General features: G+C 72.6%; 25 protein-coding genes and 1 tRNA gene. 10 read left to right on the forward strand and 16 right to left on the reverse strand.

All coding sequences use genetic code 11. The features are described from left to right. Nucleotides 1-27 precede the first annotated feature (27 nt). A complete protein-coding gene (locus tag ACIA8R_RS10065; protein WP_397037708.1) occupies nt 28-588 on the forward strand; it encodes an NADAR family protein in 561 nt (186 codons plus the stop codon). On the opposite strand, the gene ACIA8R_RS10070 is transcribed toward ACIA8R_RS10065, so the two are convergent. The 4 genes from ACIA8R_RS10070 to ACIA8R_RS10085 form a co-directional block, all read right to left on the reverse strand. Then, on the reverse strand, nt 589-2,925 hold the full coding sequence (locus ACIA8R_RS10070) for a helicase-associated domain-containing protein (protein WP_397037710.1): 2,337 nt from the start codon (nt 2,923-2,925) through the stop codon (nt 589-591). A 184-nt stretch (nt 2,926-3,109) separates the two neighbouring features. Then, nucleotides 3,110-3,183 (reverse strand) — tRNA-Lys (locus ACIA8R_RS10075). 41 nt (nt 3,184-3,224) lie between these two features. Then, entirely contained in the window at nt 3,225-4,148 is a 924-nt protein-coding gene (locus ACIA8R_RS10080) for a nucleoside hydrolase (RefSeq protein WP_357698980.1), read from the reverse strand. Nucleotides 4,149-4,448: 300 nt separating this feature from the next. Then, nucleotides 4,449-4,841, reverse strand: a complete 393-nt coding sequence (locus ACIA8R_RS10085) for an OsmC family protein (RefSeq protein WP_357698978.1) — start codon at nt 4,839-4,841, stop codon at nt 4,449-4,451. 52 nt (nt 4,842-4,893) lie between these two features. Between ACIA8R_RS10085 and ACIA8R_RS10090 the strand changes: the two genes are divergently transcribed. Further along, nucleotides 4,894-5,625, forward strand: coding sequence for a hypothetical protein (locus ACIA8R_RS10090; protein WP_364084898.1), 732 nt, complete (start codon nt 4,894-4,896; stop codon nt 5,623-5,625). Nucleotides 5,626-5,675: 50 nt separating this feature from the next. Further along, nucleotides 5,676-6,449, forward strand: coding sequence for an FAD:protein FMN transferase (locus ACIA8R_RS10095; protein ID WP_357698974.1), 774 nt, complete (start codon nt 5,676-5,678; stop codon nt 6,447-6,449). A 7-nt stretch (nt 6,450-6,456) separates the two neighbouring features. Here ACIA8R_RS10095 and ACIA8R_RS10100 read toward each other — a convergent pair whose 3' ends face one another. After that, the gene (locus ACIA8R_RS10100; protein WP_352319467.1) at nt 6,457-6,732 is read right to left on the reverse strand and encodes a hypothetical protein; all 276 of its coding nucleotides are present in this window, start codon (nt 6,730-6,732) and stop codon (nt 6,457-6,459) included. A 115-nt stretch (nt 6,733-6,847) separates the two neighbouring features. Here ACIA8R_RS10100 and ACIA8R_RS10105 point away from each other — a divergent pair, with 115 nt between their 5' ends. Beyond that, nucleotides 6,848-7,228, forward strand: a complete 381-nt coding sequence (locus ACIA8R_RS10105; protein WP_357698972.1) for a phage holin family protein — start codon at nt 6,848-6,850, stop codon at nt 7,226-7,228. Between the two features lie 10 nt (nt 7,229-7,238). Beyond that, nucleotides 7,239-8,570 carry an aromatic amino acid ammonia-lyase gene (locus ACIA8R_RS10110; protein WP_397037714.1) on the forward strand — a complete coding sequence of 444 codons (1,332 nt, stop codon included), beginning with the start codon at nt 7,239-7,241 and terminating at the stop codon, nt 8,568-8,570. Here the strand turns inward: ACIA8R_RS10110 and ACIA8R_RS10115 are convergent. Further along, entirely contained in the window at nt 8,512-9,495 is a 984-nt protein-coding gene (locus ACIA8R_RS10115; RefSeq protein ID WP_397037716.1) for a LacI family DNA-binding transcriptional regulator, read from the reverse strand. The genes ACIA8R_RS10110 and ACIA8R_RS10115 overlap by 59 nt on opposite strands. A 241-nt stretch (nt 9,496-9,736) precedes the next feature. Here ACIA8R_RS10115 and ACIA8R_RS10120 point away from each other — a divergent pair, with 241 nt between their 5' ends. Both ACIA8R_RS10120 and ACIA8R_RS10125 read left to right on the forward strand, forming a co-directional pair. Continuing rightward, nucleotides 9,737-10,597 carry an amidohydrolase family protein gene (locus ACIA8R_RS10120; RefSeq protein WP_397037718.1) on the forward strand — a complete coding sequence of 287 codons (861 nt, stop codon included), beginning with the start codon at nt 9,737-9,739 and terminating at the stop codon, nt 10,595-10,597. Between the two features lie 285 nt (nt 10,598-10,882). Further along, nucleotides 10,883-11,419 carry a cysteine dioxygenase family protein gene (locus ACIA8R_RS10125; protein WP_357698964.1) on the forward strand — a complete coding sequence of 179 codons (537 nt, stop codon included), beginning with the start codon at nt 10,883-10,885 and terminating at the stop codon, nt 11,417-11,419. Here the strand turns inward: ACIA8R_RS10125 and ACIA8R_RS10130 are convergent. Together ACIA8R_RS10130 and ACIA8R_RS10135 are read right to left on the reverse strand one after the other, a co-directional pair. Next, on the reverse strand, nt 11,391-12,056 hold the full coding sequence (locus ACIA8R_RS10130; RefSeq protein ID WP_397037720.1) for a hypothetical protein: 666 nt from the start codon (nt 12,054-12,056) through the stop codon (nt 11,391-11,393). The two genes, ACIA8R_RS10125 and ACIA8R_RS10130, sit on opposite strands and share 29 nt — an antisense overlap. 14 nt (nt 12,057-12,070) lie before the next feature. After that, nucleotides 12,071-13,237 carry an MFS transporter gene (locus ACIA8R_RS10135; protein ID WP_364084913.1) on the reverse strand — a complete coding sequence of 389 codons (1,167 nt, stop codon included), beginning with the start codon at nt 13,235-13,237 and terminating at the stop codon, nt 12,071-12,073. A gap of 75 nt (nt 13,238-13,312) precedes the next feature. Between ACIA8R_RS10135 and ACIA8R_RS10140 the strand changes: the two genes are divergently transcribed. Continuing rightward, complete coding sequence (locus tag ACIA8R_RS10140; protein ID WP_397037722.1) at nt 13,313-14,296, forward strand: LacI family DNA-binding transcriptional regulator; 984 nt, start codon at nt 13,313-13,315, stop codon at nt 14,294-14,296. Here the strand turns inward: ACIA8R_RS10140 and ACIA8R_RS10145 are convergent. Next, nucleotides 14,259-15,566: an MFS transporter gene (locus ACIA8R_RS10145; protein ID WP_397037724.1), complete on the reverse strand. Its 1,308-nt coding sequence runs from the start codon at nt 15,564-15,566 to the stop codon at nt 14,259-14,261. The two genes, ACIA8R_RS10140 and ACIA8R_RS10145, sit on opposite strands and share 38 nt — an antisense overlap. 58 nt (nt 15,567-15,624) lie before the next feature. Between ACIA8R_RS10145 and ACIA8R_RS10150 the strand changes: the two genes are divergently transcribed. Next, nucleotides 15,625-16,611, forward strand: coding sequence for an ArsR family transcriptional regulator (locus ACIA8R_RS10150; protein WP_397037726.1), 987 nt, complete (start codon nt 15,625-15,627; stop codon nt 16,609-16,611). Between the two features lie 34 nt (nt 16,612-16,645). On the opposite strand, the gene ACIA8R_RS10155 is transcribed toward ACIA8R_RS10150, so the two are convergent. After that, the gene (locus ACIA8R_RS10155; protein ID WP_397037728.1) at nt 16,646-18,547 is read right to left on the reverse strand and encodes a hypothetical protein; all 1,902 of its coding nucleotides are present in this window, start codon (nt 18,545-18,547) and stop codon (nt 16,646-16,648) included. Beyond that, on the reverse strand, nt 18,532-19,302 hold the full coding sequence (locus ACIA8R_RS10160; RefSeq protein ID WP_397037730.1) for an ABC transporter ATP-binding protein: 771 nt from the start codon (nt 19,300-19,302) through the stop codon (nt 18,532-18,534). The genes ACIA8R_RS10155 and ACIA8R_RS10160 overlap by 16 nt, the downstream gene beginning before the upstream one ends. 106 nt (nt 19,303-19,408) lie before the next feature. Between ACIA8R_RS10160 and ACIA8R_RS10165 the strand changes: the two genes are divergently transcribed. Next, complete coding sequence (locus ACIA8R_RS10165) at nt 19,409-20,020, forward strand: TetR/AcrR family transcriptional regulator (RefSeq protein WP_364084925.1); 612 nt, start codon at nt 19,409-19,411, stop codon at nt 20,018-20,020. A gap of 72 nt (nt 20,021-20,092) precedes the next feature. Here the strand turns inward: ACIA8R_RS10165 and ACIA8R_RS10170 are convergent, their stop codons facing one another. The 5 genes from ACIA8R_RS10170 to ACIA8R_RS10190 form a co-directional block, all read right to left on the reverse strand. Beyond that, nucleotides 20,093-20,953: a carbohydrate ABC transporter permease gene (locus ACIA8R_RS10170; protein ID WP_397037732.1), complete on the reverse strand. Its 861-nt coding sequence runs from the start codon at nt 20,951-20,953 to the stop codon at nt 20,093-20,095. Then, the gene (locus ACIA8R_RS10175; protein ID WP_364084929.1) at nt 20,950-21,831 is read right to left on the reverse strand and encodes a sugar ABC transporter permease; all 882 of its coding nucleotides are present in this window, start codon (nt 21,829-21,831) and stop codon (nt 20,950-20,952) included. Before ACIA8R_RS10175 ends, ACIA8R_RS10170 begins: the two co-directional genes overlap by 4 nt. Before the next feature lie 54 nt (nt 21,832-21,885). Further along, nucleotides 21,886-23,181, reverse strand: coding sequence for an ABC transporter substrate-binding protein (locus ACIA8R_RS10180; RefSeq protein ID WP_364084932.1), 1,296 nt, complete (start codon nt 23,179-23,181; stop codon nt 21,886-21,888). Between the two features lie 122 nt (nt 23,182-23,303). Next, on the reverse strand, nt 23,304-24,077 hold the full coding sequence (locus tag ACIA8R_RS10185; protein WP_364084935.1) for an AMP-binding protein: 774 nt from the start codon (nt 24,075-24,077) through the stop codon (nt 23,304-23,306). A 358-nt stretch (nt 24,078-24,435) separates the two neighbouring features. Further along, nucleotides 24,436-26,790, reverse strand: a complete 2,355-nt coding sequence (locus ACIA8R_RS10190; protein WP_397037735.1) for an ATP-binding protein — start codon at nt 26,788-26,790, stop codon at nt 24,436-24,438. Nucleotides 26,791-26,804: the final 14 nt, after the last annotated feature.

The following is a 26,804-nucleotide window of genomic DNA, read 5'->3' on the forward strand; positions in this document are numbered from 1 at the left end:
GTCCGTGCCCTGTGGGACGGTTGAGCCGTGTCCGACCAGCTTCCCCGTACCGTGGACGAGGCCGTCGCGGCGGAGCGGAACGGCCGCCGGCCGCGTTACCTCTACTTCTGGGGCCACCGCCCGTCCCGCGACGGCGGCCCAGGCCGCGGCTGCCTGTCGCAGTGGTGGCCGGCGACCTTCACCGAGGACGGCCACACCTTCGCCTCGGCCGAGCACTACATGATGGCCCACAAGGCGTGGCTGTTCGGCGACCACGACATCGCGGGCCGCATCCTGCGCGCGGCGACCCCGGCCGAGGCCAAGAAGCTCGGCCGCACCGTACGCGGCTTCGACGAGGCAGTGTGGGACGCCCATCGGCTCGACATCGTCACCCGGGCCTCGCTCGCCAAGTTCGGGGCGCACGCGGACCTGCGGGAGTTCCTCGTCGGCACCCGCGCGCACGTGCTGGTCGAGGCCAGCCCGCTGGACCGGGTCTGGGGCATCGGCCTGGCCGCCGACGACGAGCGCGCCGCCTCCGCGGCGACCTGGCGGGGGCTCAACCTGCTGGGTTTCGCCCTGATGGCGGCCCGCGACGAGCTGAACGCCTGATCAGGTCAGCACCTTGGTGATCTTGGCCAGGTCCAGCAGCCGGAACTCGGCGGGCTCGTGGCACCACACGTCGAGGTCGGCGCCGCGTACCTCCGGGCCGCTGACCGTGAGGTCCTCGCCGTCGTAGGCGATCCGGGCCGTGCCGTGGTACTGCAGCTCCATCGCCACCCGTTCGCGGGCCTTGGGGGGCAGGGCGGTGGCGTACCGGCTGAAGACGTCGCGCAGCCCGTGGAAGACCGGGGCCGGCTCGCCCGCGGTGGCGACCAGCCAGGCGGCGGCGCGTTCGGGGCTGAGGACCGCCTGCTCCCGGCGGGCCGGACGGGCGGGCGCGCGCCTGGAGGTGCGGCCGGTCACGGCGAGCGAGCCGTCGGCCTCGCGGGCCACCGGCGCGTACCCGGCCTCCCTGAGCAGGACCAGGGTCTGCGCCGGATCGAGGGCGCTGGCCAGGACAGTGGGGGCGAGCAGGCGCGGACGCAGCTTCGCCAGCCTGCGATGCGCGGCCACCTCGGCCAGCAGAGCGTGGTCGCCCACCACGCAGCAGCCCACCGGGACCACCTCGACCTCCCCGTGCCGCCGCGCGACGTCGTGGACGAGATACGTCAGAGGCTGCGGCAACGGGCCGGAGGCCACCTCGGCCAGGGCGGAGACGAGGTCGGCCGCGGTGTGGCCGGCGTCGAGGGCGCGGCGCACCGAGGCCGGGCCGAACCGCCACGTGCCGCCGGGCTCGCGGTCGGCGGCCCGGTCGAGCACCTCGGCCAGGGCGGCGGCGGGCGGGCCGGTGACCACGGCGGTCAGGTCGGTGCCGAACAGCGCCTGCTGCCGGGCCGCGGCCAGCAGCCCTGCGGCGGCCTCGCCCGCCTGCGGGGCCGAGGGCGACCGAAGGGCCAGGCCGGGCGGGCTGAGGGCGTCCGCGCCGACCAGGCCCAGCAGCCTCGACTCGGCCAGGACGGCCAGCACGACCTCGCGGCAGCTTGCCCGCTGCACGAGGGGAAGGTGCCAGCTCGCGGCCGCCGCCACCTCCTCGGCGTCCGGGACGGCCGCGCCCTCTCCCGTGGCCGTCACGTCGGCGAGCAGCTCGAAGACCACCTCCCGGATGACGCTGGACGGCGTCCCGGTCCCGGCGGGGGCCAGCGGGGTGCGCGGTTTGCCGTCGTACCGGCGGGTCGGGCTGATCGGCAGCCCCCACCACGCCTCGACCAGCACGGTGTAGCGATCGGCCGGCTCCAGGCGCATCCACGCGTCGTAGCCCTTGGTCGGCGAGACCCCGGTACGCCGCGTCTCCGTCGCGCGCCGGGTGCGCACCTGCGTGACCGGGTTGGCGGCCAGCAGCCCGGCGGCGTGCACGACGTCCAGCAGCAGGCGGACCTCGTCCTCGGCGCAGCCCAGCCGGCCGGCCAGGCGGCGCACCTCCTTGACCCCGACGCCGCCGCCCTTCAGCTCGGGCAACGGCTCCGCCGCCGCGGCCTCCAGCAGGGCCGCGGCCCGGTCCAGGAGGCGGAGGGCGGCCACGGACGCCTCGTGGGCGACGAGCTCTCCGGCGACCGGCCGCGTAGTGATCGCCGGTCGCTCGACCGGCAGGTCGATCCGGTGGTCGCGCCCGCGCAGCGCGAGCGCGACCTCCATGGGCATGACGTACGTGCGCTCCCAGTCGACGCTCCAGACGAGACCGTGGTCGCGGGCCCACCGCGCCGGGGTCGTCGCACGTCGCGGCTGGTGCTGGCCGCGTGGCGGGAACTCGTCGAGCACCCGCGCGGGCCCTCGCTCGACGAAGTCGTCCAGCAGCTCGCGGGTGCCCGCCGGGGCGCGGGCGACCAGCCGGGCCAGCCGGTCGGGGTCGCCGAGCGCCGCCGTGACGGACTCCATCAGGATCGCCTTGCGCCCCGCGCCGGTGCCGCCCAGCCGCCGGTCCACCTCGGCCAGCTCGGCCATGGTGACCTGCGGGAGGATCGCGGCCAGGTCGGGACCGAGCCCCAGGGGCGTGGGCAGCACCGCGGGCAGCCCGGCGGCGAAGCTCAGCGTCCCGTCCTCGTCGCGCCGGACGAGCGCGGCGCGTTCGAGCCGGTCGATCAGCCCTGAGAGGTCGGCCCCGGAGGCCACCAGGCCGGACAGCGGCCGCCCGGTGCGGGCCGCCACCAGGATCGCCTCGGTCAGCAGCAGGCAGGGCAGCGGCGTCCGGGACAGCGCCAGGTGCACGGACTCGGGCGCGTCGAGCCGTTCGGCCAGCTCGACCAGCCGCCGCGGCGGCACGGGCCGCAACACGTCCGGCCGCGACGTCAGCACCTCGGCCAGCCTCTCCCGCCCCAGCCCCGCCAGCCACTCCAGAAGCGTCTCGTCCACCCCCTGATTGTCGCAGCGCCGGGGTGCCGCCGCCCCGATGATCAACTTCCTCGACGGCCGTTCTTGAGCGGCCCGGCACGGGAGCGGCGGGCCGCGGGTGACGCCGAGCGGCTCGGGGGCGTCCAAAGGGTTCCGGGAAAGCAGAAACCCCAGGTCAACACAGTGACCTGGGGTTTCTCTAGGGTGCGCCGCCAGGGACTCGAACCCCGGACCCGCTGATTAAGAGTCAGCTGCTCTAACCAACTGAGCTAGCGGCGCAACAGGGTTAACTGTATCAGCCGCCGGACGGTGCCCGCACATCAGCCGAGCCGCTCCCCCAGCCTCCCGTACGCCCCCAGCACCAGGTCCCAGAACCCCTTCACGTCCACGGACGTCGCCACCAGCGCGTTCGCCTGCCGTCCGCGCAGGTCGAAGTCGGTGACGGTCATCCCCCGTGTGTACGTCCCGACGGTCTCCACGTTCACCACGGCCGGCACGCAGGTGAACAACGACGGGTCCAGCACGTACGCCACCGCGCAGGCGTCGTGGATCGCCGGGCCGCCCTCGGCCGTCACCACGCCGTAGAACTGCGCGGCGGGCACCAGCAGCTCCGACAGCCGGCCGAGCGGGCGCATGCGGTCGAGCACGTCCGTGGTGACCAGGGCGGACAGGGTCACGTCGAGGCCGAGCTGCCGTACCTGCCAGCCGGCCTCGAAGACGATCGCCGCGGCCTCGGGGTCGGCCAGCATGTTGAACTCGGCCGCCGGGTTGTGGTTCCCCCGCGTGTACGAGCCGCCCATGATCACCAGCTCGCGGGCCCACTCGACGACGCGGGGCTCGCGGCGTACGGCGAGGGCGATGTTGGTCAGCGGGCCCACCGCGACCAGCGTGATCTCGCCGGGGGCGGCACGCAGGGCGTCCACGATGAAGTCCACCGCGTGGCCGTCAGACAGGGGGCGTACGGGGGCGGGCAGGACGACGTCCCCCAGGCCGGTGGCGCCGTGGACGTGGCCGGCGCGGACCGTGCGGTGCAGCAGGGCGCCCGCGCTGCCGGGCGTGACCGGCACGTCACCGAGGTCGAGGAACTCCCTGAGCGCCAGCGCGTTGGCGGTGGTCAGCTCCAGGTCGACGTTGCCGCCCACGGTGGTGACGCCCACCACTTCGAGATCGGGAGAGCCGGCCGCGAGGGCCAGGGCGAGCGCGTCGTCGATGCCGGGGTCGCAGTCGATGAGAACTTTCTTCACACCACAGGACAATACGCATGCCCCGCCACCTGTGAGCCAAAGGCGGAGCGGCGGGGAGTGGCAGGGGGTGGGCATGGATCGAGGCCGGGCAGTTTCCCCCAAATCTGCCCGGCCTCGATCGGTGGCGGTCCAGGCCGACGTCTTCCCCCAAAAACGTCGGCGGTCCCGCACTCGCGGACCGCGGTCCCCCTCCGCGTCCGCATCGGTGAAGGTCTGTTGTGGCCTCTCGACCTGCTACAACGCTACCGAGACGAATGCAACGGTCGCGTCATAACGGGGTCGAATAAGCGTTTAATCCGACTAGGGAAGCTCCAATCGAACCTCTGTACCGTCCTGCAACGATCTGCTCACCGTGCAGTACTTGTCGTGCACCCGCCCGGCGACCGCCCTGAACACCTCGTCGGCCTCCTCCGAGGGCAGCTCCACGTCGTAGGTGACCGTCACCGGCCCGAGCTTGTTCGGCTCGACCTTCTCCGACTCCACCGTCATGGCCAGGCGCACCAGCCGGTGCCCGCGCTTGGCCGTGAGCGGCTCGACGGTGACGATGTTGCATCCGCCCACCGCCGCGAGCAGCAGCTCCACCGGGGTGAACACGCCCTCCTCGTCGCCGCCGCCGATCCTCACCTCGGCGCCACGGGCGTTCGTGGCCCGGAAACCGCCGTCTTCTGTCCGCTCAACACGCACGTTAGCCATGTTTCAGACCTTACTCAGAAAGCTCTCATGTTCCTTCAGCATCGTCATAGGCATGGCTAGTGAGGTGAATGCGAGTCACGGTCCCATCCTCTTCTGGTGCGGGGTCGCGGTCGCCGAGTTCGGCGCGATCCAGCCGGGGTTCGGCTACCCCTGGCGGCCCACCGCGTACGCCGCCGCGGCGCTGCTCGTCGCGCTCGGCTTCGCCATCGTCAAGGCCGCCGACCTGCTCCGGACGGAACAGGCCAGGCAGCGGCTGCGGCTCGGCGGCTACCTCGCCGGCGCGCTGCTGGTGGCCCACGAGTTCAGCTCCACCGCGTACGTGACGGCGCCCAGCCGTCTTGGGTCGCTCCTGCTGTACGCGATGGCGGCCGTCATGGCGGTACGCAGCCACACGGTGACCCCCGAGACCAGGGGCAAGGTGCTGATCGCGTCCGGCATGGACGCGGAGACCCTACGCGCCCGGCTGGCCCTCGCCACAGGACCCGGCGCCGGGCCCGACAGCACGCCGAACATCGTGGCCGTGTACCGGACCGAGCGCGCCAGCAGCGAGCTGCGCGACCTGGAGGCCAGGTACGGCCTCATCCTCGTCACCGGCACCGAGCACGACCCGAGGGCCAAGGAGCGCATCAGCGCCTCCGGCCTCAGCCGCCAGATCCCCGACATCGCCGAGCGCGAGGTGGTCGTCGAGGGCCCGCGCCCGTTCACCCGGTACGTCGGCGGCGCGTTGTCACGCCTTGCGATCCCCAGATCACAGGTTCATTTCAAACCGGAGCAAAAGGTTTAGCCCCACGTTACGGCCGACGTGAGAGCGTGGTCTGCGGACAAGGAGGCCAGGTGACGATTTTCCCCGGAAGCGCCCGTGTCGACACGGTCATGGGCATGCCCGTCAGTGTGGACATCCGCACGGCTCTGCCGGCCAGAGAGCTCACCCCCCTGCTCGACGACGCCTTCTCCTGGTTGCGCTGGGTGGCCGACACCTTCAGCCCGGCCAAGGAGGACAGCCAGATCTGGCGGCTCAACCAGGGCCTGACCATCAGGCAGATCCCCGAGCTCGTCGAGGTGCTGCACCGCTGCGAGGAGCTGAGCGAGGCGACCGGCGGCTGGTTCGAGCACCGGATCAACGGCGTGATCGACCCCTCCGGCTACATCAAGGGCTGGGCCCTCGAACGCCTGTCGCGGGCGCTGTGCAACGCCGGCGCCGGGGACCACCGCATCAACGCGGGCGGCGACATCAGGGTGCGCGGCTCGGCCGCCCCGGGCAAGGCCTGGCGCGTCGGCATCCGCGACCCGCGCACCGACGTCGTCAGGAAGGCGCTGTTCGCCCACGACCTCGGCATCGCCACCTCGGGCGGCGCGGCCGTGGTGGACCCGCGCACCGGGGAGCGCCAGCAGACGCTGGGCTCGGTCACCGTGATCGGCCCCGACCTCGGCGTGGCCGACGCCTACGCCACCGCCATGTACGCCATGGGCCCCACCCTGGCCCCGCGCTTCGCGGCCGACCTGGCCGAGGCGGGCGCGTACGACACCATGATCGTTCTGCGGGACGGGCAGGAGGTCAGCACGCCGGGCATCTCCGGGATCGACGCGGGGGCGCGCCTGGCCGGCTGAGCACGGCTCAGGCGTCGGGATGATCCCGCAGATACTCCAGGTAGATCGGGCGCAACGCCTCGCCCAGTTCACCCTCGCCCGCCGCCAGCGCGTCGCTGAGCAGCGCGGAGACCCGGCTGAGGTCGTTGGCGGTCTCACTCTCGTGACCACTGGCGGCCTCGGCGGCGGGGATCACCTTGAGCAGGTTCCACAGGAAGCCCAGATCCCCATGGCGTACGGCGTACCGCACCGCTCGGTCGTGCAACTCCGCCGCGGGCAACGAATCAAGACCATTAGCGTCCATCTCGCTCCCTTTCCCGACAGGAGTCACAGGTAACCGCCACTACCGACAGTGATCGATCGACGTCCCTCCGTCCGTCTATCGCGCCGGCGATCGCGAAGTGGGAGGATCAACCAGCGTGAGATTCATCATCAGAACCGTGGCCGCGGCCGCCGCCCTCTGGGTCGCCATCCAGTTCCTCGACGGCATCAAGATCACCGCCCCCGAGAACTCGGCCAAGTACTGGGGCGTCCTGCTCCTCGTGGCCCTGATCTTCGGCGTCGTCAACGCCATCGTGAAGCCGATCGTCAAGGCACTGGGCTGCGCGGTCATCGTGCTGACCCTGGGGTTGTTCCTCCTCGTCATCAACGCGGCCATGCTGCTGCTGACGAGCTGGATCGCCGGTCAGTTCGACATCCCCTTCCACGTCGACAACTTCTACCCCGCCGCCTTCTGGGGCGCGATCATCATCAGCGTCGTCAGCTGGCTGCTCGGCCTGTTCATCCCCGACAACGACTGACCCCCTCCCCATGCAGCTCAACGGCGCGGACCTGACCTGCGCCCAGGTACACGAAGCCGCCCACGGCCGGGCCCGGGTCACGATCGGCTCCCTCGATCGGGCCCGGGCCTCGTGGGCCACCGCCCAGGGGCTGACCGGCCCGGTCTACGGCCGCAGCACGGGCGTGGGCGCCAACCGGGACGTCCGGCTCGACTCCCCCGGTCTCGACCTGCTGCGCAGCCACGCCTGCGGAGCGGGCCCCCTGGTGGAGGCCGAACGTGCGCGGGCGATGCTCGTCGTGCGGCTCAACCAGCTCATGGCGGGCGGTTCGGGCATCGACCCGGCCGTGCTGCCCGTCCTGGCCGACGCGGTCGCCGGGGGGTTCACGCCGCCGGTCCGCACGTACGGCGCGATCGGCACCGGCGACCTGACCGCGCTCGCCACCACGGCCCTGTGCCTGCTGGGCGAGGTGCCCTGGCGGCGGGCGGGCGAGGAGGCGGCCGGGCCGCGCTTCGCGCTCGCCTCCGGCGACGCGCTGCCCTTCATCAGCTCGGGCGCGGCCACGCTGGCCGACGCCGCCCTGGCCTGCCATCGCCTGGGCGAGCTGCTGGAGGCCGCCGTGGAGGTGGCCGCGCTGTCCTTCACCGCCGTGGACGCCTCCGCCGAGCCCCTGGCCGCCCCCGTCCAGGAGGCCAGGCCGCACGCGGGCCAGTCGCGCGTGGCCGGACGCCTGCGCGGCCTGCTCGCCCACGAACCGGCCCCCCGCGTCCAGGACCCGTACGGCTACCGCGCCTTCGCGCAGGTGCACGGCGCGGCCGTGGACGCGTTGGAGCGTGCCACCGCGACCGTCGAGACCGACCTGAACGCCGCCACCGAGAACCCGCTCGTCACCGGCACCCTGGCCTGGCACAACGGCAACTTCCACTCGGCCCCGGTGGCCCTGGCACTCGACGCGCTGCGGGCTGCCTTGGCCCATACCGCCCAGCTCAGCACCGCCCGCCTGGCCACCCTCATGAACCCCGCCTACACCGGGCAGCTCCCGTTCCTGGCCGACCGGCCGGGCGCCTCCGGCCTCATGATCCTGGAGTACGTGGCCCAGGACGCCCTGGCCGAGCTGCGCCACCTCGCGGCCCCCGTGACGACCGGGACCGCGGTGATCTCGCTGGGCACCGAGGACCACGCCGGTTTCGCCACCCAGGCCGCCCGCCACGCGCTGCGCTGCCTCGAACCGCTGGAGATCGTGCTGGCCTGCGAGCGCGCCGCCGCCGTACGGGCCCGCAAGGGGGCGCGGCCCGACGGCCGGCTCACCGACGAGCTGGACGAGGCGCGGGCGGCGCTTGCGCGACCGAGCCACGCTCCCTGAGCGTCGGCTCCTGGACGACGCGGCGGCGCCGGGTGCCGCCGTCGGCCGCGGCCGCGATGAGACGCACCGCGGCCCTGACGATGCCGTCGATGTCCCAGTCGACGGTGGTCAGGCCCGGGGTGAGCAGCCCTGACATGGGATGGTCGTCGTAGCCCATGACCGACACGTCGCCGGGGATGGACAGGCCAAGCTCCTTGGCCGCGGCGTAGACGCCGTAGGCGATGGAGTCGGCGAAGCAGAAGACCGCCCCCGGCCTGGACGTGGAGAGGATCTCGTGGGCCGCCGACGTGGCCGCCGCCAGGTCGTGGGGGGCCGAGACGACCTCGATGTCGAGCCCCAGGCGGTCGGCCTCGGCCAGGACGTGCACGTCGGCCGGACGGTCGGGCGTGCTGGCCTGGGTGGGCGTGAGCACGGCGACCCGGCGGTGACCGAGCCCGGCCAGATGTTCGAGGGCCAGCGTGACGCCCCGGCGGTTGTCGAAGACGACCTCGCCCGCCGTGCCCGCCAGCGCGTCGCCGATCGCGACGACGGGCAGCGACTCGCACAGCTCGGCCCAGAACGGCGCGGCCGGATCGACCGGCTGCACGATCAAGCCGTCGACGCGCTGGTCGCGGAGCTGCTGGGCGAGCACGCGCTCACGCTCGGGGTCGCCGACCGCGTCGAGGATCAGGGCATAGCGGTCTTTCTCCCGCAGGCCCCTGCTGATGCCGACCGCCAGCGACTGCTGCCACAGGTCTTCGAGCGAGCCGCAGAGCAGGCCGATCATGCCCGTGCGACCGCTGGCCAGGGCCCTGGCGATGGGGTCGGCCTCGTAGCCGAGCTCGGCGGCGGCGGCGCGGACGCGCTCCATCGTCTCCTCCGAGACCTGCATGCCGCGCAGCGCATAGGAGACGGCCGCCGGAGACAGACCGGTCGCGCGGGCCACTTCCCTAATCGTCGCTCTCTTCCGCGGCATCCAGCCAGCCTATTGCCTGCCACCGACAGAAGCCGGGTTCCCGCTCGGGCTCGCGTCCTTCTTCTTGGTCCGGTCTCGACGTGCGAAGCGTTGACAAATAGGACAGTGAAGCGGTTCACTGAACCGTATCACTGAAACGGTTCACAGGTTTGATTTCGCAGTACAGTTCGTTTACCTGTAATCTCAGTAGGAAATAGAGGGAGGTGTGATCGTGAGCATCGACGTGCATCAGCATCTGTGGACGGACTCGTTCGTCGCGGCGCTGCGCGCTCGCACCGCCCCTCCCCGGCTCGACGGCTGGACGCTGCTCCTCGACGGCGAGCCGCCGTACAAGGTCGATCCGGCCGACCACGAGCACCGGGACACGAGCGGGCTCGACCTGGCGCTGGTGTCGATGTCGAGCCCGCTGGGCGTGGAGTTCCTGCCGCCGGAGGAAGCCTGGCCGCTGATCGACGCCTACCACGAGGGCGCGCTCGCGCTGGGCCGGCCGTTCGGGGTGTGGGCGGCGACCTGTCACAGCGAGCCCGATCCTGAGCGGCTGGCCAAGGACCTCGACCGGGGGGCGGTCGGGTTGCAGATCCCGGCCACCGCCGTACCGGACGACCGGCTGCTCGACGTGCTCACCGAGCGGGATCTGCCGCTGTTCGTGCATCCCGGCCCGGCCGCCGTGCCGCCGTCGCCGGGGGCGCCGTCGTGGTGGCCGGCGCTGGTGCCGTACGTGCAGCAGATGCACGCGTCCTGGCACCACTTCCACGCCGTGGTCAGGCCCCGGCATCCTCGGCTGCGGGTGTGCTTCGCGCTGCTGGCGGGCCTGGCGCCGCTGCACTCCGAGCGGCTCATCGCCCGGGGCGGCACCGGGCGCGGCCTGGTCGACCCCGGCTTCTACGTGGAGACGTCCTCATACGGGCCGCGTGCCATCGACGCGATCGTCCGCGAGCTGGGCATCGACGTCGTCGTCAACGGCTCCGACGCCCCGTACGCCACCGCCCCCGACCCCGGCCTCGGCGCCGCCGCCCTCCACGCCATCCGCTCCACCAACCCCCGCCGCCTCCTCTCCCTCCCGACCCCATGACCCCCGCGAGCAAGCACCGGCACCTGGCCGTCAACCCCACCCCACGCAGTGGGGCGGTTGAACCCGCGAGGGAGCGCCGGCCTGCGGGCGACCGAGCCGCCTCACGCAGTGAGGCAGTTGAACCCGCGAGGGAGCGCCGGCGCCTGGAGGAGCGGCGGGAGCGAAGCGACCAGAGCGGGGGAAGGCGCCGGCATTCCGGCGACCGAGCCGCCTCACGGAGTGAGGCCATGAGCACTAGGCCGCCTCACGGAGTGAGGCCATGAGATACAGAAAGGAGACTCGTACGTGAGTGACATCCAGATCCAGGGCGGCGGCGTGTGTGCCGGGCTGCCGGAGCGCGCGCTCGACCGGCGTGAGCTGCGCGACCTGGTCGACGAACTGGCCGCCAACCCGCAGGAGTGGCGCGAGATGGTCGACTTCCCGACCGACGGCGGACGGCACTACGCCTCCCTGTACCGGGACGCCTACGTGGACGTCTGGGTGCTGTGCTGGCGTCCCGAGGACGACACGGGCTGGCACGACCACGACATCTCCTCGGGCGCGGTGCACGTCGTGCAGGGGGCGTTGCAGGAGAGCAACCCGCGCATCGGCGGCGAGCACCTGGAGACCGTGGTGCCCGCCGGGCAGTCGTTCTCGTTCGGGCCCGACCACATCCACCGGCTCGGCGGCGCGGAGGGCGAGAGCGTCTCGATCCACGCCTACTCGCCGCCGTTGTGGCGGCTCGGCCAGTACTCGATCGACGACAGCGGTGTCATGCGCCGCGTCTCGGTGAGCTACGCCGACGAGCTGCGTCCTATGGACGAGCCTGTCGCGGTGGCCTGAGCACGCAGCAGCTCCCGCACGCCTCGACGTCGGGCAGGGTGATCCACAGGCAGCACGTCCTGCGGAAGTAGCCGTCGTCGGCGGGCTCGACCAGCCCGTCGACCGGCCTGCCGATCTCGGCGAGCAGGGCCATGTAGTCGCCCTCGACGATGGTGACCAGCGGATGGGCGAACGCCTCGGCGGTCGAGCCCCACAGCGTGCGCTCGCCGACCTTGGCGAGCACGCTGATGGCCTTGACCAGCGGCTGCTGCGCCTCGGCCAGCGACTCGCGGATGGGCTCGACGCCCGTGCCCCAGGTCACCCGGCTGGCGGCGATGGTCACGCCGGCGTCGGAGACCTTGAAGTAGGTGTCGGCCAGCCGCATGACCGGGACGCGGCCGTCGAGGGCCCAGCCGAGCGCCATGGGCAGGCTGTGCCAGTAGCCGAAGGTCTTCCAGAACAGCGCCGCGCCGACGTGCCTCGGCGCGTTCCAGCGCGCCGCCGTCTGCGCGACCAGCTCTTCCAGCAGCGTGTACGGCTCCCGCGCGAGATCGGCGGCGGCCGTCCAGCTCTCGTCGGGGTCGATCACGAGGCCGGGCTCGACCCCGATGACGCCGCCCCGGCCGTCGGCCAGGCGCTGGAGAGCCTCGGTCAGCACGCTGCGAATCCCTTCTACAGGTTAGCCTTACCTAAGGTAGCAGGGCGTCCGGCCAGCCATCCAGCCACCAGCTGCGCTCCGAGGACGCCCAGGCCGACCGTCAGCGGCAGGGTCCAACCGCCCGAGAGCTCCCTGAGGTAGCCGAACAGCAGCGGGCCCAGCGCGGCCACCAGGTACCCCACCGACTGGGACACGGCCGACAGCGCGGTCACGCCGGCGGGATCGGCCGGGCGCAGCGCGATGATCAGCAGCGCCAGCGCGAACGAGGCCCCCTGGCCGACGCCGAGCACGATCATCCACAACCACGGCACGGTGGCCGGGGCCAGCAGCACGCCGAGGTAGCCGAACACGGTCAGCACGCCCGCGCCCACCACGTACGGCACCTGCGAGGCCCGGCGGCCGGCCAGCACCGGCACCGCGAGCGAGGTGGCGACCTGGACCAGGTTCGTCAGGCTGAGCAGGTAGCCGGCCTGGTCGGCGGGCAGGCCGGCGTCGAGGAAGATCGTCGGCAGCCAGGCCAGCATGACGTAGAAGGTGAGCGACTGCAGGCCCATGAGGGCGGTCACGTACCAGGTGACCCGGCTGCGCAGGATGGCGCCGAACGGTCTCGGGCCGCCCTGCTCGGCCACCCTCCCCCGGACCGCCTGCGGCAGCCAGAGCAGGGCCGCGACCAGCGCGGGCACGGCGAGCAGCGCCGAGACGCCGCGCCAGTCGAAGCCGGTGGCCCGCTCCAGCGGGATCACCAGGGCCGAGGCCCCGGCCGCGCCGGCGACCACGGCCGAGACGTAGACGCCGGTGAGCAGGTTGACCCGGGTCGGGAAGTGCTGCTTCACGATGCCGGGCATGGAGACGTTCATGACGGCGATGGCGGTGGCGGCCAGCGCGGAGCCCAGGTAGAGCATGGGAACGCCGTCGAGCCCGCGCAGCATCTCGCCCGCCGCGACCACGAGCAGGCCGGCCAGCAGCGTCCTGTCCAGGCCGATGCGCCGCGCGAGCAGCGGCGCGAGCGGGCCGAACACGCCCAGGCAGACCACCATGACAGTGGTGATCGCGCCGCCGGCCGACGGCGACAGCCCCAGGTCCTTCATGATCTCGTCGAGGAGCGGCGACAGGCCGGCGATGGCGGGCCGCAGGTTGAGCGCGGCCAGCACGAACCCGGCCACCAGCAAGGCGTGTCTCAACGGCATAGGGCACCTACTCTGGCACAGGCGTCTGACAGCGTTGTCCGCCTGGGTGGAGTAGGACATGATCCATGCGTGAGACCGACGATGAAGGACGTCGCGTCGGCGGCGGGCGTGGCGCTCAAGACCGTCTCGCGCGTCGTCAACGACGAACCCGGCGTCCATCCGGCGACCGCCGAGCGGGTGCGGGCGGCCATCGACCGGCTGGGCTACAGCCGCAACGAGAGCGCCCGGGGGCTGCGCACCGGCATGACCGCCACGATCGGGCTGGTCATCGAGGACGTCGCCGACCCCTTCTACGCCGGTCTCAGCAGGGCCGTCGAGGACGTCGTCATCGACCACGGCTGCCTGCTGCTCAGCGGGTCGTCGGGCGAGGAGCCGGGCCGGGAGCGCGAGCTGGTCCAGACGTTCTGCGCGCGCAGGGTGGACGGGCTGATCGTCGTCCCGGCGGGTGACGACCACGCGTACCTGCGGGGTGAGCTGGAGACCGGTACGCCCGTGGTGTTCGCCGACCGGCCGCCCGAGCCCGGGATCGACGTGGACACCGTGCTCGCCGACAACGCGGGCGGGGCCGAGCAGGCCGTACGGCACCTGCTCACGTACGGGCACCACAGGATCGCGTTCCTGGGGGACGATCCGGCGATCTACACGGCGGCCGAGCGGCTGGCGGGCTACCGGCGGGCGCTCGGCGGGCTGTTCGACCCGCGGCTGGTGGCGATGCGCACGCCGTCCCCGGACGACGTACGGGCCGACCTGCGGCGCATGCTCGCCCTCGACGCGCCGCCGACCGCGCTGTTCACCGGGAACGGGCGGCTCACCGTGACCGCGCTGCGGGTCCTGGAGGGGCGGCGGCTCGCGCTGGTGGGGTTCGACGACTTCGAGCTGGCCGACCTGCTGCGGCCGGGGGTGAGCGTGGTGGCGCAGGATCCGGCGTGGATGGGCCGGGTGGCGGCCGAGCTGCTGTTCCGCCGCCTGCGCGGTGACGGCGGGCCGCCGGAGCACGTCGAACTGCCCGTACGTCTCATCCCACGCGGTTCCGGCGAACTCCCGGCGACGTAACCCCACCAGACGTGGCGGAACCGGACGACGCAGCCTCACCGGACGACGCGACGTGACCGGCCGGCGAGGCCGGGTGCGGCGAGGCCGGGTGCGGCGGGCGCAGGGCCCCGAGCAGGGCCAGCGCCCCCAGGACGCCCGCCGCCCCCGCCACCACGATCGCGGGCCCCGGCCCGATCGACTCGCCCAAAACGCCGACCAGCGCCGCACCGGCCGCCTGGCCCGTCATCAGCCCCGCCGACTGCAGCCCGAACGCCTGCCCGCGCCCCTCCTCGGGCACCGCGTCCACGAACCGCCGCTGCAACCCGAGCTGGTACGCCAGCCCCGCCGCCGCGCACGCGGCCAGCACCGCGGCCCACCCGATGCCCGGCCCCAGCGCGAACGCCAGCCACGGCACCCCGAGCAGCACCGCGAGCGGCGCCGACAGCCGCTCCCGCAGCGGCGGCGCGGCGAACCGGCCCACGGCGAACTCCCCCACCGCCATCCCGGCCGCCGCCGCCGCGAGCACCACGCCCGCCCGCCCCTGACCGCCCAGGTACGGCACGATCATCGCCTCCGCCCCGGCCAGGAACATCGTCGGCACCCATCCGGCCAGCAGCAGCCCGCGCACCCGGGGATCGGCCAGCAGCGACCGGTTCATGCGCAACGTCTGCCGCACGGCCCCCGTCCCGCCCCTTCCCGAGGCGGTCCGGGCCGGCCGGTCGGGCAGGCCGAGGCGGAGCACCACCGCGCCGGCCACCGCCAGCGCGGCGGTGGCGGCCAGCGCGCCGGGCGCCCCGGCGAAGGCGAGGAAGGCGCCCCCGGCCGCGAGCCCGCCGACCTGCGAGGCCGCCGAGGCGACCCCGAGCACCGACCGCCCGAGCACGAACGCGTCCCCCGGCAGCACGTCCGGCAGCGCCGCCGACCTGGCCGCGCCGAAGACCGGCGAGAACAGCCCGCTGACCAGCACCAGCGCCAGCATCGCCCACACCGGCAGCCCGGCGTAGGCGAGCAGCAGGCACACCGCCGCCCTGACCAGCTCTCCGGTCACCATCAGCGCCCGGGGCCGCAGCCGGTCGGCCAGCGACAGCAGGAACATCCCGCCCACGATGTACGGCAGCCACCCCGCCATGTACGCCGCCGCCGACAACCCCGGCGACCCGGTACGCGCGTACACCAGCACGGACAGGGCCAGCATCTTGATCGAGTCCCCGGTGACGAGCAGCGCGAAGCTGCCGAACAACACCCGGAACTCCTTGACGGCGAACACGTCGCCGTACGTCGCCGCTCTCACACCCCCGATGCTGCTGAACCGGTCCCGGCAGGGCCACAGTTTCGGATATAACCGAAAGATGGCACTGAAGATCCAGGTGTCCCCGCAGGACCTGGTGGCCAGCCGGTTCGCGATCTCGCCGCTGATCGAGACCATGCACGCCCACTGGACGCTCGACGGCAGGAACGAGCCGGGCATGCACCGCCGGTGGGTGGAACGGTGGCGTGGCCCGTACCTCGACCTGGTGCGACGGCATCCGGCGCTGCGCGCGCTCGCGGCGGTCAGCGGCAACAAGGGCGACGCGAACGTCGACTTCATCGCGCCGCCCCCGGCCGGGATGAGCGTGCCGTTCGAGACCGAGCTGGCCTCGATGCGCCGGACCCCGGTGGCCCAGGCCCACGAGGAGGTCACCAAGGTGCTGGCGGGACTTCCGCCGCTGCCGGAGCAGCTCCGGGACGTGCTGTTCTCGCCACGGGTGGTCCAGGTGCTGGCGGACGCGTACGAGGCCCTGTGGCGGGAGATCGTCTCGGTGAGCTGGCCGCGCTTCCACACGATCCTGGAACGCGACGTGATCCAGCGCGCCGGACGCCTGGCCGCCTACGGCTGGGCCGCCGCGCTCGACGACCTCAGCGACCAGGTGCGCTGGCGCCAGGACGGGCACATCGAGGTGCGCCTGCACACGCTGCACGGCCTGCACGTGCTGGGCGGCAAGGGCCTGCTGTTCCTGCCGACGGCCTTCTCCCGTTCGGTGGGGGCGTACCTGGAGGAGTCCTGGCCCAACGCGCTGGTCTACCCGGCGCGCGGCACCGGCGCGGGGGTCGGCGTGCCGGACGGCGACCTGGCGCTGCTGATCGGGCGCACCCGGGCGCGCGTCCTCACCGAGCTGGCCGTGCCCGCGACGACCACGCACCTCGCCGCCCTGCTCGGCCAGAGCCTCGGCGCCACCGGAGGCCACCTCGCCGCCCTGCGCCGGACGGGTCTCGTCGTGGGCACCCGCACGGGCCGTTCCGTCCTTTACGCACGTACGCCGCTCGGTGACGCGCTGGTCGGCCGATCGCTGGCGTAGCGGGCCTGGCAGCTCTGGGTGCTGAGAAAGGCCGTCACGGGCCGCCGCCTCGCCGGGACTTGGCCAGGTAGTGGAGCCCGATGCCCAGCCCGGTGGTCAGCAGGACGAGCCCGAGGGCGATCATGGCGATGACGGTGGGCCATTGGAGAGGCTGCGGCAGGTGCAGGGCCAGGAACCACGATCGGGTGACCTGGCCGGTGGTCAGCATGAGTGCGGGCACGACGCCCTGGGCCACCAGGGGCACCCAGGACAGGGTGAGGCTCGCGATGACGTACGCGCGCCGGCCCGCCGGGGCCAGGTCGAGTCCGAGCTTGTCCAGACCGAGCCTGTCCAGGTCGAGGTCGGGCTTGGGCAGGTGCGGCTGCCTCCGGTCCAGGGCGGGGGCCGGTCGCCTCCGCCTGGGCGAGACGCCGGTGCGCAGGTGCAGGAGCAGCTCGGGCGCGCTCGCTTCGAGTCTGGTCGCGGCGAGCCGCCCCAGCAGCCAAGCCGTCGCGGCGCCGCCGCCCAGCCCAATGACCGGTCCCGCCCAGACCGGCCCCAGCCGGACCGCGAAACAGGCGGGGGCGGCGGTCGCCGCGGTGAGGATCAGCACCAGCAGCACCTGGGCGAAGTCGGTGCCGTTCTCCACCAGGTTGCCGCCTCGGCGGTGCGGGTCGGTCATGGGCACCGGTCGCAGCACCGACACCAGCACGGTCACGCCCGCGCCGCCGCCCAGCAGCGCTGGCACGAGCGCCGCCAGCCAGGGCCACAGACCGAATTCGCCGGTGAGGACGACCAGAACGGCGGTCAGGACGAGCGTCGGCGGCGCGGTGACCAGCAGCCAGGCAAGCTGACGGCCGCGCACGTCGTGGCGCGCGGCGCCGGGGACCATCATCTTGCCCCACAGCTCGGTGCCGTCCTCGCCATAGAGGTTGGCGGAGATGGCCGCGACCCACAGGGCGAAGACCGCTCCGGTCCAGGGCAGGAAGATCGTCGCGCCGGCGGCCAGCGGCAGCAGGCAGAACGCCAGGGCGTAACCCAGGGCGAAGACCAGGTAGTGAAAGCGCAGCAGGTCCCGGGACCAGGTGCGCAACTCCCGGGCGGCGACCGCCGTCACCGGCCCCTTGGCCCAACCGCCGGAAGCCACCCGGACCGGGCGGCCGCTCGCACGCCGGGTGGTCAGCCGCCGCTTCAGCAAGGCGGCCCAGCCATACCAGCACACCGCGCCGAGCGCGGCCAGCCCCGCCAGGGCGGCGGCCACCGTCGGCCACTGTCCCTGCCCGGCCGCCCGCACGGCCACCAGACCCCAGCCGGAGGGCAGCGCCGCGACCCAGGCGGAGAAGGGCGCGGAGAACCCGGTGCGCAGGGCGGCCTGCACCAGGGGCGAGAGCACCCAGCTCGAATGCAGGCCGGCCAAGATGACGGCGCTGACGAGAGCGGCCGACGCCGCACCCGCCTTGGACCGCATGACCTGGCCGAGCACCGCGGTGACCAGCCGGGAGGCGAGCACGCACACCATCAGCTGGAGGACGACGGCGAGCGCGCCGACCGCCGTGGCCGCCGCACCGAGCCCGGCCTTGACGGCCACCACCACGAGCGCGGAGAAGGCCACGAGCGTGACCAGAGGTGCGACGCCGACGAACGCGGCCCCCGCCAGCCCGGCCGCCAGGCGACGCGGCGTGAACGACAACAACGAGAAATGCTCGGGACGCAGCGTCTCATCGCCGCCGCCGAACAGCGCCGGGCCCAGCAGCCAGCCCGCCGTCCACACGGCGAACCCCACCCCCAGCAGGTCGAACGGCAGCGACGCGAGCGGGTAGTCCTGCCCCGCGAGCACGATCAGACCCCCCGCGAGGGCCGACCCGGTCAGCGCGCCGGTGATCATCTGGGCGGCCCGCCGGCCGGTCATGGAGTGCCCCAGCACGGCCAGCTTCATCCGGATCAGGAGGACAGCCACGCCAGCTCACCCACCTCGGGGATCTGGCCGGCGACCAGGCTCACGAACCGCTCCTCCAGGCTCCGGCCCGCCCGCACGGCTCCCAGCGGGCCCGAGGCCACGACCCGGCCGGAGGCGATCACCGCCACGTGGTCGCACAACTGCTCGACCACGGCCATCACATGACTGGAGAACACCACCGAGCCGCCGCCGTGCACGAACCGCCGCAGGATCACTTTGATGGTGGCGGCCGAGACGGGGTCGACGGCCTCCAGCGGCTCGTCCAGCACCAGCAGCCTCGGCGCGTGCAGGAGTGCCGCGGCAAGACCGATCTTCTTGCGCATGCCGGTCGAATACTCCATCACCAAGGTACGCTCGGCCCTGTCCAGCTCCAGGATCTCCAGCAGTTCGCCCGCCCGCCGCTCGACCTCCTGGAGGTCCATGCCGCGCAGCAGGCCGGTGAAGCGCAACAGCTCCCGGCCGGTCAGCCGCTCGGGCATGGACAGTCCGTCGGGCAGCACGCCGATCAGTTCCTTGGCTCGCGCGGGGTCGGCCCACACGTCGAGGCTGAAGACCTCGGCCCGTCCGCCGTCGGGACGCAGCAGCCCCACCGCCATCGACAACGACGTCGTCTTGCCTGCCCCGTTGGGGCCGACCAGGCCGTAGAAGGACCCGCGCGGCACCTCCAGATCGATGTGGTCGACCACCAGTTCGCGGCCGAAGGTCTTGGTCAGAGCGGCGAGCCGAAGCGCCGTGTCCGGGCCGGACGATCCCACAGGACCCCTCCTCATCCTGAACGGCACGTGCCGTGCCGCTAATGGAGCATGACGGGGATGATCCGCACTGTCAACACGGCACGTGCCGTTCCATTACCGTGGTGGGGTGACCGACAAGCGCGGCAGCCGTGCCACCGACCGGACCGAGGCCATCATGCGGACCACGCTGGAACTGGGGGAGGAGATCGGCTACGCCAAGCTCAGCATCGAAGCAGTCGCCGCCCGCGCCGGCGTCGGGAAGCACACGATCTACCGCCGCTGGTCGTCCAAGGGCGCCCTGTTCCTCGACTCGCTCCTGTCGCTGAACAAGTCCGATCTGGACTACCCCGACACCGGCGACGCCGTCGCCGACCTGCGCCGGCAGATCCACGCGGCCATCGACCTGCTGGACCAGCCACCCGTGGGCCCCCTGTATCGGGCCCTGATCGGCGAGGCCCTGCTCTCCCCCGAGGTCGCCGCGGCGCTCAACGACCACTTCATCACCCCGCAGGCGGAGAAGACCCTCGGCCGGCTGAAGGCGGCCCGCGACCAAGGGCAACTGTCGCCCGGCTTCGACCTGGACCTGGCGATGGACATCCTGTCGGGCCCGCTGTACTTCCGGGCCCTGATCACCCAGAAGCCGCTGACGCACGAGTACGTCGACCGCTTGATCGAGGCCCTCTTCACCGGGATGGGACCAGAGCCCAAGCCTGAGTCGCAGGGGCCCGCTCGGACCTGACGCGACACTCAGTCACCGTGCGGCCGGCACAGAAGGCGGGGTGCCGCGTCGATCAGCACCGTGAGGCAGGCTCTACCCCTTCAGCGCCCCCGCCATCAGGCCGCGCATGAAGAACCGGCCGAGCAGCACGTAGATCAGCATCGTCGGGACGGAGGCCAGGACGGCGGCGGCCATCTGCTGGCTGTAGGGGGTGGCCTGGGCCCCGGCGATGTTGTTGAGCATGACGGTGGTCGGCCAGCTCTGCGGCCCGGTGATGAAGACCGCGAACAGGAAGTCGTTCCACAGCGAGGTGAACTGCCAGATGATCACCACCGCGATCGCGGGCCACGACACCGGAAGCACGACCGACCAGTACGCGCGCAGCATCCCCGCGCCGTCCACCCGCGAGGCCTCGATCAGCTCGTCGGGGATCGTGACGTAGTAGTTCCGGAAGATCAGCGTGCAGATGGGGATGCCGTACACGACGTGCGCGAGCACCAGGCCCGGGATGCCGCCGTAGAAGACGCCCTGCAGCCCGGTCTGCTCGTTCAGCCAGACCATGAGCTTGACCAGCGGGATCATCACGCCCTGATAGGGGATGAACATGCCGAACAGGAACAGGGTGAACAGCACGTCCGCGCCGGGGAAGCGCCATTTGGACAGCACGTAGCCGTTCATCGACCCGAACGCGCACGACAGCAGCGAGCCGGGGACGGCCAGCAGCACGCTGTTCCACAGGCCGGGGGCCAGCTTCTCCCAGGCCACCCGCCACGCCTCGGTGGTCCATGTCCTCGGCAGGTTCCATGCCTGGCCGGGGTCGGCCTCGGTGAGCGGCTTGAAGCTGGTGGCCAGCAGCACGTAGATCGGGACGAGGACGACGACCACCAGGGCGAGCAGCAGGCAGAACCGCACCACCCCGAACCTGCTCCGGCGCCCGCCGGCGACGGCCGTCATGGCCTGCGCTCCTTGCGCACCGACCAGATCAGGTACGGGATCACGAACACCGCCACGCTGAGCACGATGTACGACGCGATCGTGGCCCCCTTGGCCGGGTCGTGCGAGTCGTAGACCGCCACCCACATGAACACGGCGGGCACGTCGGTGATGATCTGCTTGCCGGACACCGCCACGATGAGATCGAAGACCTTGAGCGAGATGTGTCCCAGGATGATCAGCGCCGACAGGGTGACCGGCCTGAGCATGGGCAGCACCACGTGCCGGTAGACGCCCCACTCGCCGGCTCCGTCCACCCGCGCGGCCTCGCGCAGCTCCTCGGGCACGCCACGGAACCCCGCCAGGAACAACGCCATGACATATCCGGACATCTGCCAGATCGCGGGGAGCGCCATCGCGGCCATCCCCCAGTCCGGATCCCTGAACCACTGCCACTGCGGCAGCCCGATCGCGTCGAACAGCCGATTCAGGCCGACCGCCCGCTCACCCGTCCCCGAGTTCATCAGCCACCGCCACACGATGCCGGTCGCGACGAACGACACGGCCATCGGGAACAGGTAGATCGCCCGGAACGTGCCCTCCCCCCAGATCCCCTTCTCCATGAGGAACGCCAGGAACCAGCCCAGCACCAGCGCCCCCACCACGAACGTGATCGTGAACACGATCGCGTGGTTCACGGAGAGGCGCCAGCGCGCCTGGTCCCAGATGTCGATGAAGTTCTTCAGCCCCACGAACGTGCCCTCGGACACCTCATCGTGCTGGTCGGTCATGGCCAGGCGGAAGTTCCAGCCCAGCATGCCGTACACGAACACGCCGATCGCCACGATCGACGGCGCGACGAGGAGGAGTCCGGGCAGCCAGGTGCGTGCCCGCCTCACAACCGTTTCCCTTCGCGCGGGTACGGCGGGAGCGCCCCGCCGTACCCGCATGCGTCACTGAGCGTTGGCCTTGGCCGCGTCGGCCAGGCCCTGCTGCAGGCCCTTGACGTCCTTGCTGCCGATGAACAGCCCGACCGCCTCGTTGATCGAGGCCAGCCACGGCTGGCTCACCGAGACGCCGTGCTGGATGGAGCCGGCGAGCTTGTTGCCCGACCAGTCCTTCAGCGCGTCGGCCAGGTAGTCGGTGTAGAGCGACTGGTCGGCGTCCTTGCGGGCGGGGATGGAGCCCTTCTTGGGGTTGAAGGCGTCCTGGCCCTCCTTGCTCGCCGCGACCTTCAGCCACGCGACGGCCCCATCCCGGTTCTTGGCGCCCTTGGGCAGCGTGAAGCTGTCCGACAGCCACATGTAGGTGCCCTCGGTGCCGGGCGCGGGCGCCCAGTCGAAGTCCGTCTTGGACGTCTTGCCGAGGCCGCCCTCCGGCGGGTTGTGGAAGTAGCCGTAGGCCCAGTCGCCCATGATGTTGAACGCCGCCTCGCCGTCGGCCACCTGCTTGGCCGCGGGCTGCCAGTCGTCCTGCGGGTCGCCCGCGTACGACATGATCTTGGCGTAGTTCTCCAGCGCCTTGGTCATCTGCGGGCCGCTCCAGTCGGCGCCCGGCTTGAACAGCGCGTTGTAGGCGTCGGTGCCGAGCGAGCCGAGCAGCACGTTCTCCAGCAGGTGGGTGGCGGTCCACTCCGAGCCGACGGAGATCGGGATCTTGCCCTTGGCCTTGACCTTCTCCAGGTCGGCGATGAACTCCTCGATCGTCTTGGGCGCGGCCGCGATGCCGGCGTCCTTGAGCACCTTGGGGTTGAACCACAGGACGTTCGACCGGTGGATGTTGACCGGCACCGAGTAGATCTTGCCCTCGACGCTGATCTGCTCGACGAGCTGGGCCGGGAAGACGTCCTTGAGCTTCAGTTCGTCGTACAGGAACGTCAGGTCCTCCAGGTTGCCCGCCTTGATGTAGCCCTGCAACTCGGCGCCGGCGTGCCCCTGGAAGGTGTCGGGCGGCGTGTTGGCCTGCAACTTCGACTGCAACAACGCCTTGGCCTTGTCACCCGAGCCGCCCGCCACGGCGGCGTCGAAGAACGTGTAGTTCGGGTTCTTGTCCTCGAATATCTTCTTCATCGCCTGGAGGCCGTCGGCCTCGCCGGGGCCGGTCCACCAGGAGAAGACCTCCACCTGCTGCTTGCCGCCGCTGCTCGGCGCGGCCGACTGGGAGGCCTGTCCGCCGCTGCCTCCGCCGCAGCCCGCCAGGCCGAGAACGCCCGCCATCGTGATCGAGACGGCCGCTAACCACCGTCGCATCGCACACCATTCCCTTCGATTCCCCCGAAGTTGGTGACCTTTGACAACGTTGTCAACAACGGATATCAACCCACTTCGCGCGCGCCGACGTCAAGGGCGGAGCAGGTAACAGGTCCGCATACTCAGCCGACGCGCTCCAGCGTGCCGTCCGGGCCGGTGAGCACGGTGACGCCCGCGTCGTAGCCGTGACCGGGCAGGTCACCGCGGCCCGCGGCCACGATCAGCGCCCCCCTGGACAAGGCGAGGCCGACCAGCGCGGGCAGGTCGGCGCCGTCGCCGGGCGGCCACGTGCTGAGCACGACGTCGGACTCCTTCAGGCCGACGGGCACGTCGAGCTCGTCCATCCTGGCCAGCAGGTCGGCGTGGGTGAGCCGGGCGCCGCCGGGGAGCGTCAGCGCGTCCTGCCGCTCGGCGTCGAGCGCGGGCAGCGCGATCGGCTCCAGCACGAGCAGGCCGCGGAAGTCGAACGTGTCGAGCGCCGGGCCGAGGCAGACCACCTGGCGCACGCGGGAGCCGTCGGCCGCCGCGAGCGCCGTCCCGGCCAGGTCGGGGGTGGTGATCAGCGTGCGGGCGTCGCACTCGCGCAGCAGCCCGGCCACCTCGTCGGCGCCGAGCCCGGGATCGATCGGCGCGGCCACCCCGCCGGCCGCCAGCACGGTGTACAGGGCCACCGTCTGCGTGCCGGTCGTGGGGACGTGCACCCCCACCACCTGGTCGCGCCGCGCTCCCCTGCGCACCAGCCCGGACGCCGCCCTGGTCACCTGGGTCACCAGGCTGCGGTAGCCGTAGACGTGGCCGCCGCGCAGATCGATGAGCGCCGGCCGCTCGCCCCGCTCGTAGGCCCGGCGGAACACCTCGTGGATCACGGTGCCGGAGGACGAGGCGGACGGCGTCATGCCCGTCAACGTACGGTCGCCCGCGCGCCGGCCGCATCCACCGATCTATGTAGAGCGGTGTGCATTTCCCCAGCCCAGGGGCGAGGTGGGCGGGCCCGAGCCCTGCGCGACTCGAGCCCGCTGTCACGCGTCCGGGAACCGGGCCCCCACCCCTCCGAGAAGGCCCGGCTCCGTCGGGACGCGTGACGTCCCTCGGTCGACCGGCCGCCGCGGCCCCCGGCGCGAGGACGGGGAGCGCGGAGCGCGTTCGATCACAGGCAGAACGGTAGGCGTCAGGGCCCCGGCGGCACATGCGCTGACATGGCCATTCGACGATGTAAGCGCCGGACGGCGCCGATGTGTAGAGAACCCGCCGGGATCAGCGTCCGCCGATCATCCATGCGGCAATCTGTGTACGCGTGGAGAAGCCGAGCTTGCCGAGGATGTTGGCGACGTGCCGCGCGGCCGTGGCCGGGCTGATCACCAGTTCGTCGGCGATGGCCCGGTTGCTCAGCCCGCGGGCCACCAGCTCGGCGATCTCGCGTTCCCTGGCCGTCAGCCTGCTGTCCTGGACGCCCGGGGCGACCGGCTCGACCGGCAGCTCGGGCAGCGGGCCGCCGAGCGCGCAGGAGACCGCCTGGTCGGCCGTCATCGTCAGGCCCTCGGCCCACAGCAGCGCCACCACGGCCTCGCCGAGCCGTTCGCGGGCGGGGGCCAGCAGCTCTTCGGCGCGGGCGTCGGGGCGGCGGCCGCGCAGCCCCAGCGAGGCGGCCGACAGCAGGACCGCACGCCGGGCGTCGCCCTCGGCGGCCACCAGGCGCGCCCAGGCCGCCAGCCGCCGGGCGATGCCGTCGCGCAGGCCCGCGTCACGGCTGAGCACCAGCGCCTCGGTGAGCCGCGTGCGCGCCTCGGCCAGGTCGCCCTCGTCGAGCGCGACGCGGCCGAGCCCGGCCAGGCAGCTCACGATCTGCTGCCGGGCGTCGATGTGCCGCACCAGGCGCAGGCCGGCCTCGTAGTGCCGTCTGGCGCCCACCCGGTCGCCGGTGCGCCGGGCGATCTGGGCCAGGCCGACGTGGCCGTAGGACTGGCCGAGGTGGTTGTCCAGCCGCTCGCTCAGCGCCAGGACCTCCTCGAACGCCCGCCGCGCCTCGTGCAGGCGGCCGGTCCGCAGGCCGAAGTCGGCCCGGGTGCCCTGGGCGAGCGACTCCAGGATCGGGTCGCCGCGCCGCCGCGCCGCCTCCAGGGCCGGGGTCAGCGGCTCCTGGTCGCCGGTCGCCTGGGCCAGCATGATCAGGCCCACGGCCTCGCCGTAGGCGTCGCGGGCGTCGACGCACAGCGCCAGCCCGATCTGCACGCACCGGGCCGCGAGCTCCGTCTCGCCGGCCGCGAGCGCCAGCTCACCGCGCAGGATCATGGCCTGCCCGCGTAATCCCCCGGACACCTCGGGGGCGTCGAGCGCGAGCAGCCGGTCGAGCCGATCGGCGATGTCGAGCCGGCGTCCGCTGGCCATGAGCAGGTAGCGCACGTCGGTCAGCAGTCGCAGGGCGGTCTGCGGGGAGCCGCTGGCCACGGCCCAGTCGCAGGCCGCGCCCACCTCGGCCTTGAGCCCGTCGAACAGGTTGACGAAGCGCTCGACCACGGGCCACGACGTGTGCGCGCCCGGCGCGAGGACGTCCTTGAACCGCCCGGCCAGCCCGGCGAGGGCGGACAGGTGCGCGCGCCGCAGCGTCACCTCCTCCCCGGACTCGGCGAGCTGCTCCAGCGCGTATTCGCGGACGGTCTCCAGCAGCCGGTAACGGGCCTGGCCGGCGATCTCACCGTCGAGCACGACCAGCGACTTGTCGACCAGGTCGCACAGGCGCGGCAGCACGTCCTCCTCGGGCAGGCCGGAGCCCGCGCACACCGCTTCGGCCAGGTCGAGCGTCCAGCAGGAGCGGAAGGCCGCCACGCGGCGCAGCAGCAGGCGTTCCTGGGCGCTGAGCAGCCGGTAGCTCCAGTCGACGGCGGCGCGCAGCGTACGGTGCCTGGCGTGGGCCGTACGGGCGCCGCCCGCCAGCACCCTGAACCGGTCGTCGAGCCGCTCGACGAGCTGCCTGACCGACAACACCCGGACCATCGCGGCGGCCAGCTCGATCGCCAGCGGCAGCCCGTCGAGCGCCTGGCACAGCTCGACCGCGAGCGGCAACGTCTCCTCGGTCAGCTCGAAGCCGGGACGCGCGGCGCCGGCCCTGGTCACGAACAGGCGCACGGCCTCGCTCTCCTCGCCGACGAGCGAGAGCGGCGGCACCCGCCAGACGGTCTCGCCCGGCACGCGCAGCGGCTCGCGGCTGGTGGCCAGCACGGTGAGCCTCGGGCAGGCGCCGAGCAGGTCGCGGCAGAGCTCGGCGCACTCGCCGACCACCGGCTCACAGTTGTCCAGCACGAGCAGCACGCGACGGCCGCCGACGGTGTCCGCCAGGTCCTCGGCGACGCCGAGCGCGGCCGCGACCCGCTCCCGCAGCTCGCCCTTCTCCAGGTCGGCCAGCTCGACCAGCCACACGCCGTCGGGGTGCTCGGAGGCGACCCTGGCGGCCAGGCGCAGGGCGAGGCGCGTCTTGCCGATGCCTCCGGCGCCGCACAGCGTCACCACCCGCGACACCCGGCTGAGGTGCACCAGCTCATCGAGATCGGACTCCCGGCCCACGAACAGGTTCGGCTCGGCCGGCAGGTTGCGGAAATCGGCGGTTCGCAGCATCACTGTGAGTGTGG

Source organism: Nonomuraea sp. NPDC051191, assembly GCF_044455665.1.
Lineage (GTDB): Bacteria > Actinomycetota > Actinomycetes > Streptosporangiales > Streptosporangiaceae > Nonomuraea.

Coding starts and splice junctions, on each gene's coding strand:
- ACIA8R_RS10110 (WP_397037714.1), top strand. CDS start 7,239: ATGCAGCTCAACGGCGCGGACCTGACCTGCGCCCAGGTACACGAAGCC.
- ACIA8R_RS10170 (WP_397037732.1), bottom strand. CDS start 20,953: ATGACGGCCGTCGCCGGCGGGCGCCGGAGCAGGTTCGGGGTGGTGCGG.
- ACIA8R_RS10150 (WP_397037726.1), top strand. CDS start 15,625: ATGGCACTGAAGATCCAGGTGTCCCCGCAGGACCTGGTGGCCAGCCGG.
- ACIA8R_RS10185 (WP_364084935.1), bottom strand. CDS start 24,077: ATGACGCCGTCCGCCTCGTCCTCCGGCACCGTGATCCACGAGGTGTTC.
- ACIA8R_RS10090 (WP_364084898.1), top strand. CDS start 4,894: ATGGCTAGTGAGGTGAATGCGAGTCACGGTCCCATCCTCTTCTGGTGC.
- ACIA8R_RS10190 (WP_397037735.1), bottom strand. CDS start 26,790: ATGCTGCGAACCGCCGATTTCCGCAACCTGCCGGCCGAGCCGAACCTG.
- ACIA8R_RS10100 (WP_352319467.1), bottom strand. CDS start 6,732: ATGGACGCTAATGGTCTTGATTCGTTGCCCGCGGCGGAGTTGCACGAC.
- ACIA8R_RS10180 (WP_364084932.1), bottom strand. CDS start 23,181: ATGCGACGGTGGTTAGCGGCCGTCTCGATCACGATGGCGGGCGTTCTC.
- ACIA8R_RS10085 (WP_357698978.1), bottom strand. CDS start 4,841: ATGGCTAACGTGCGTGTTGAGCGGACAGAAGACGGCGGTTTCCGGGCC.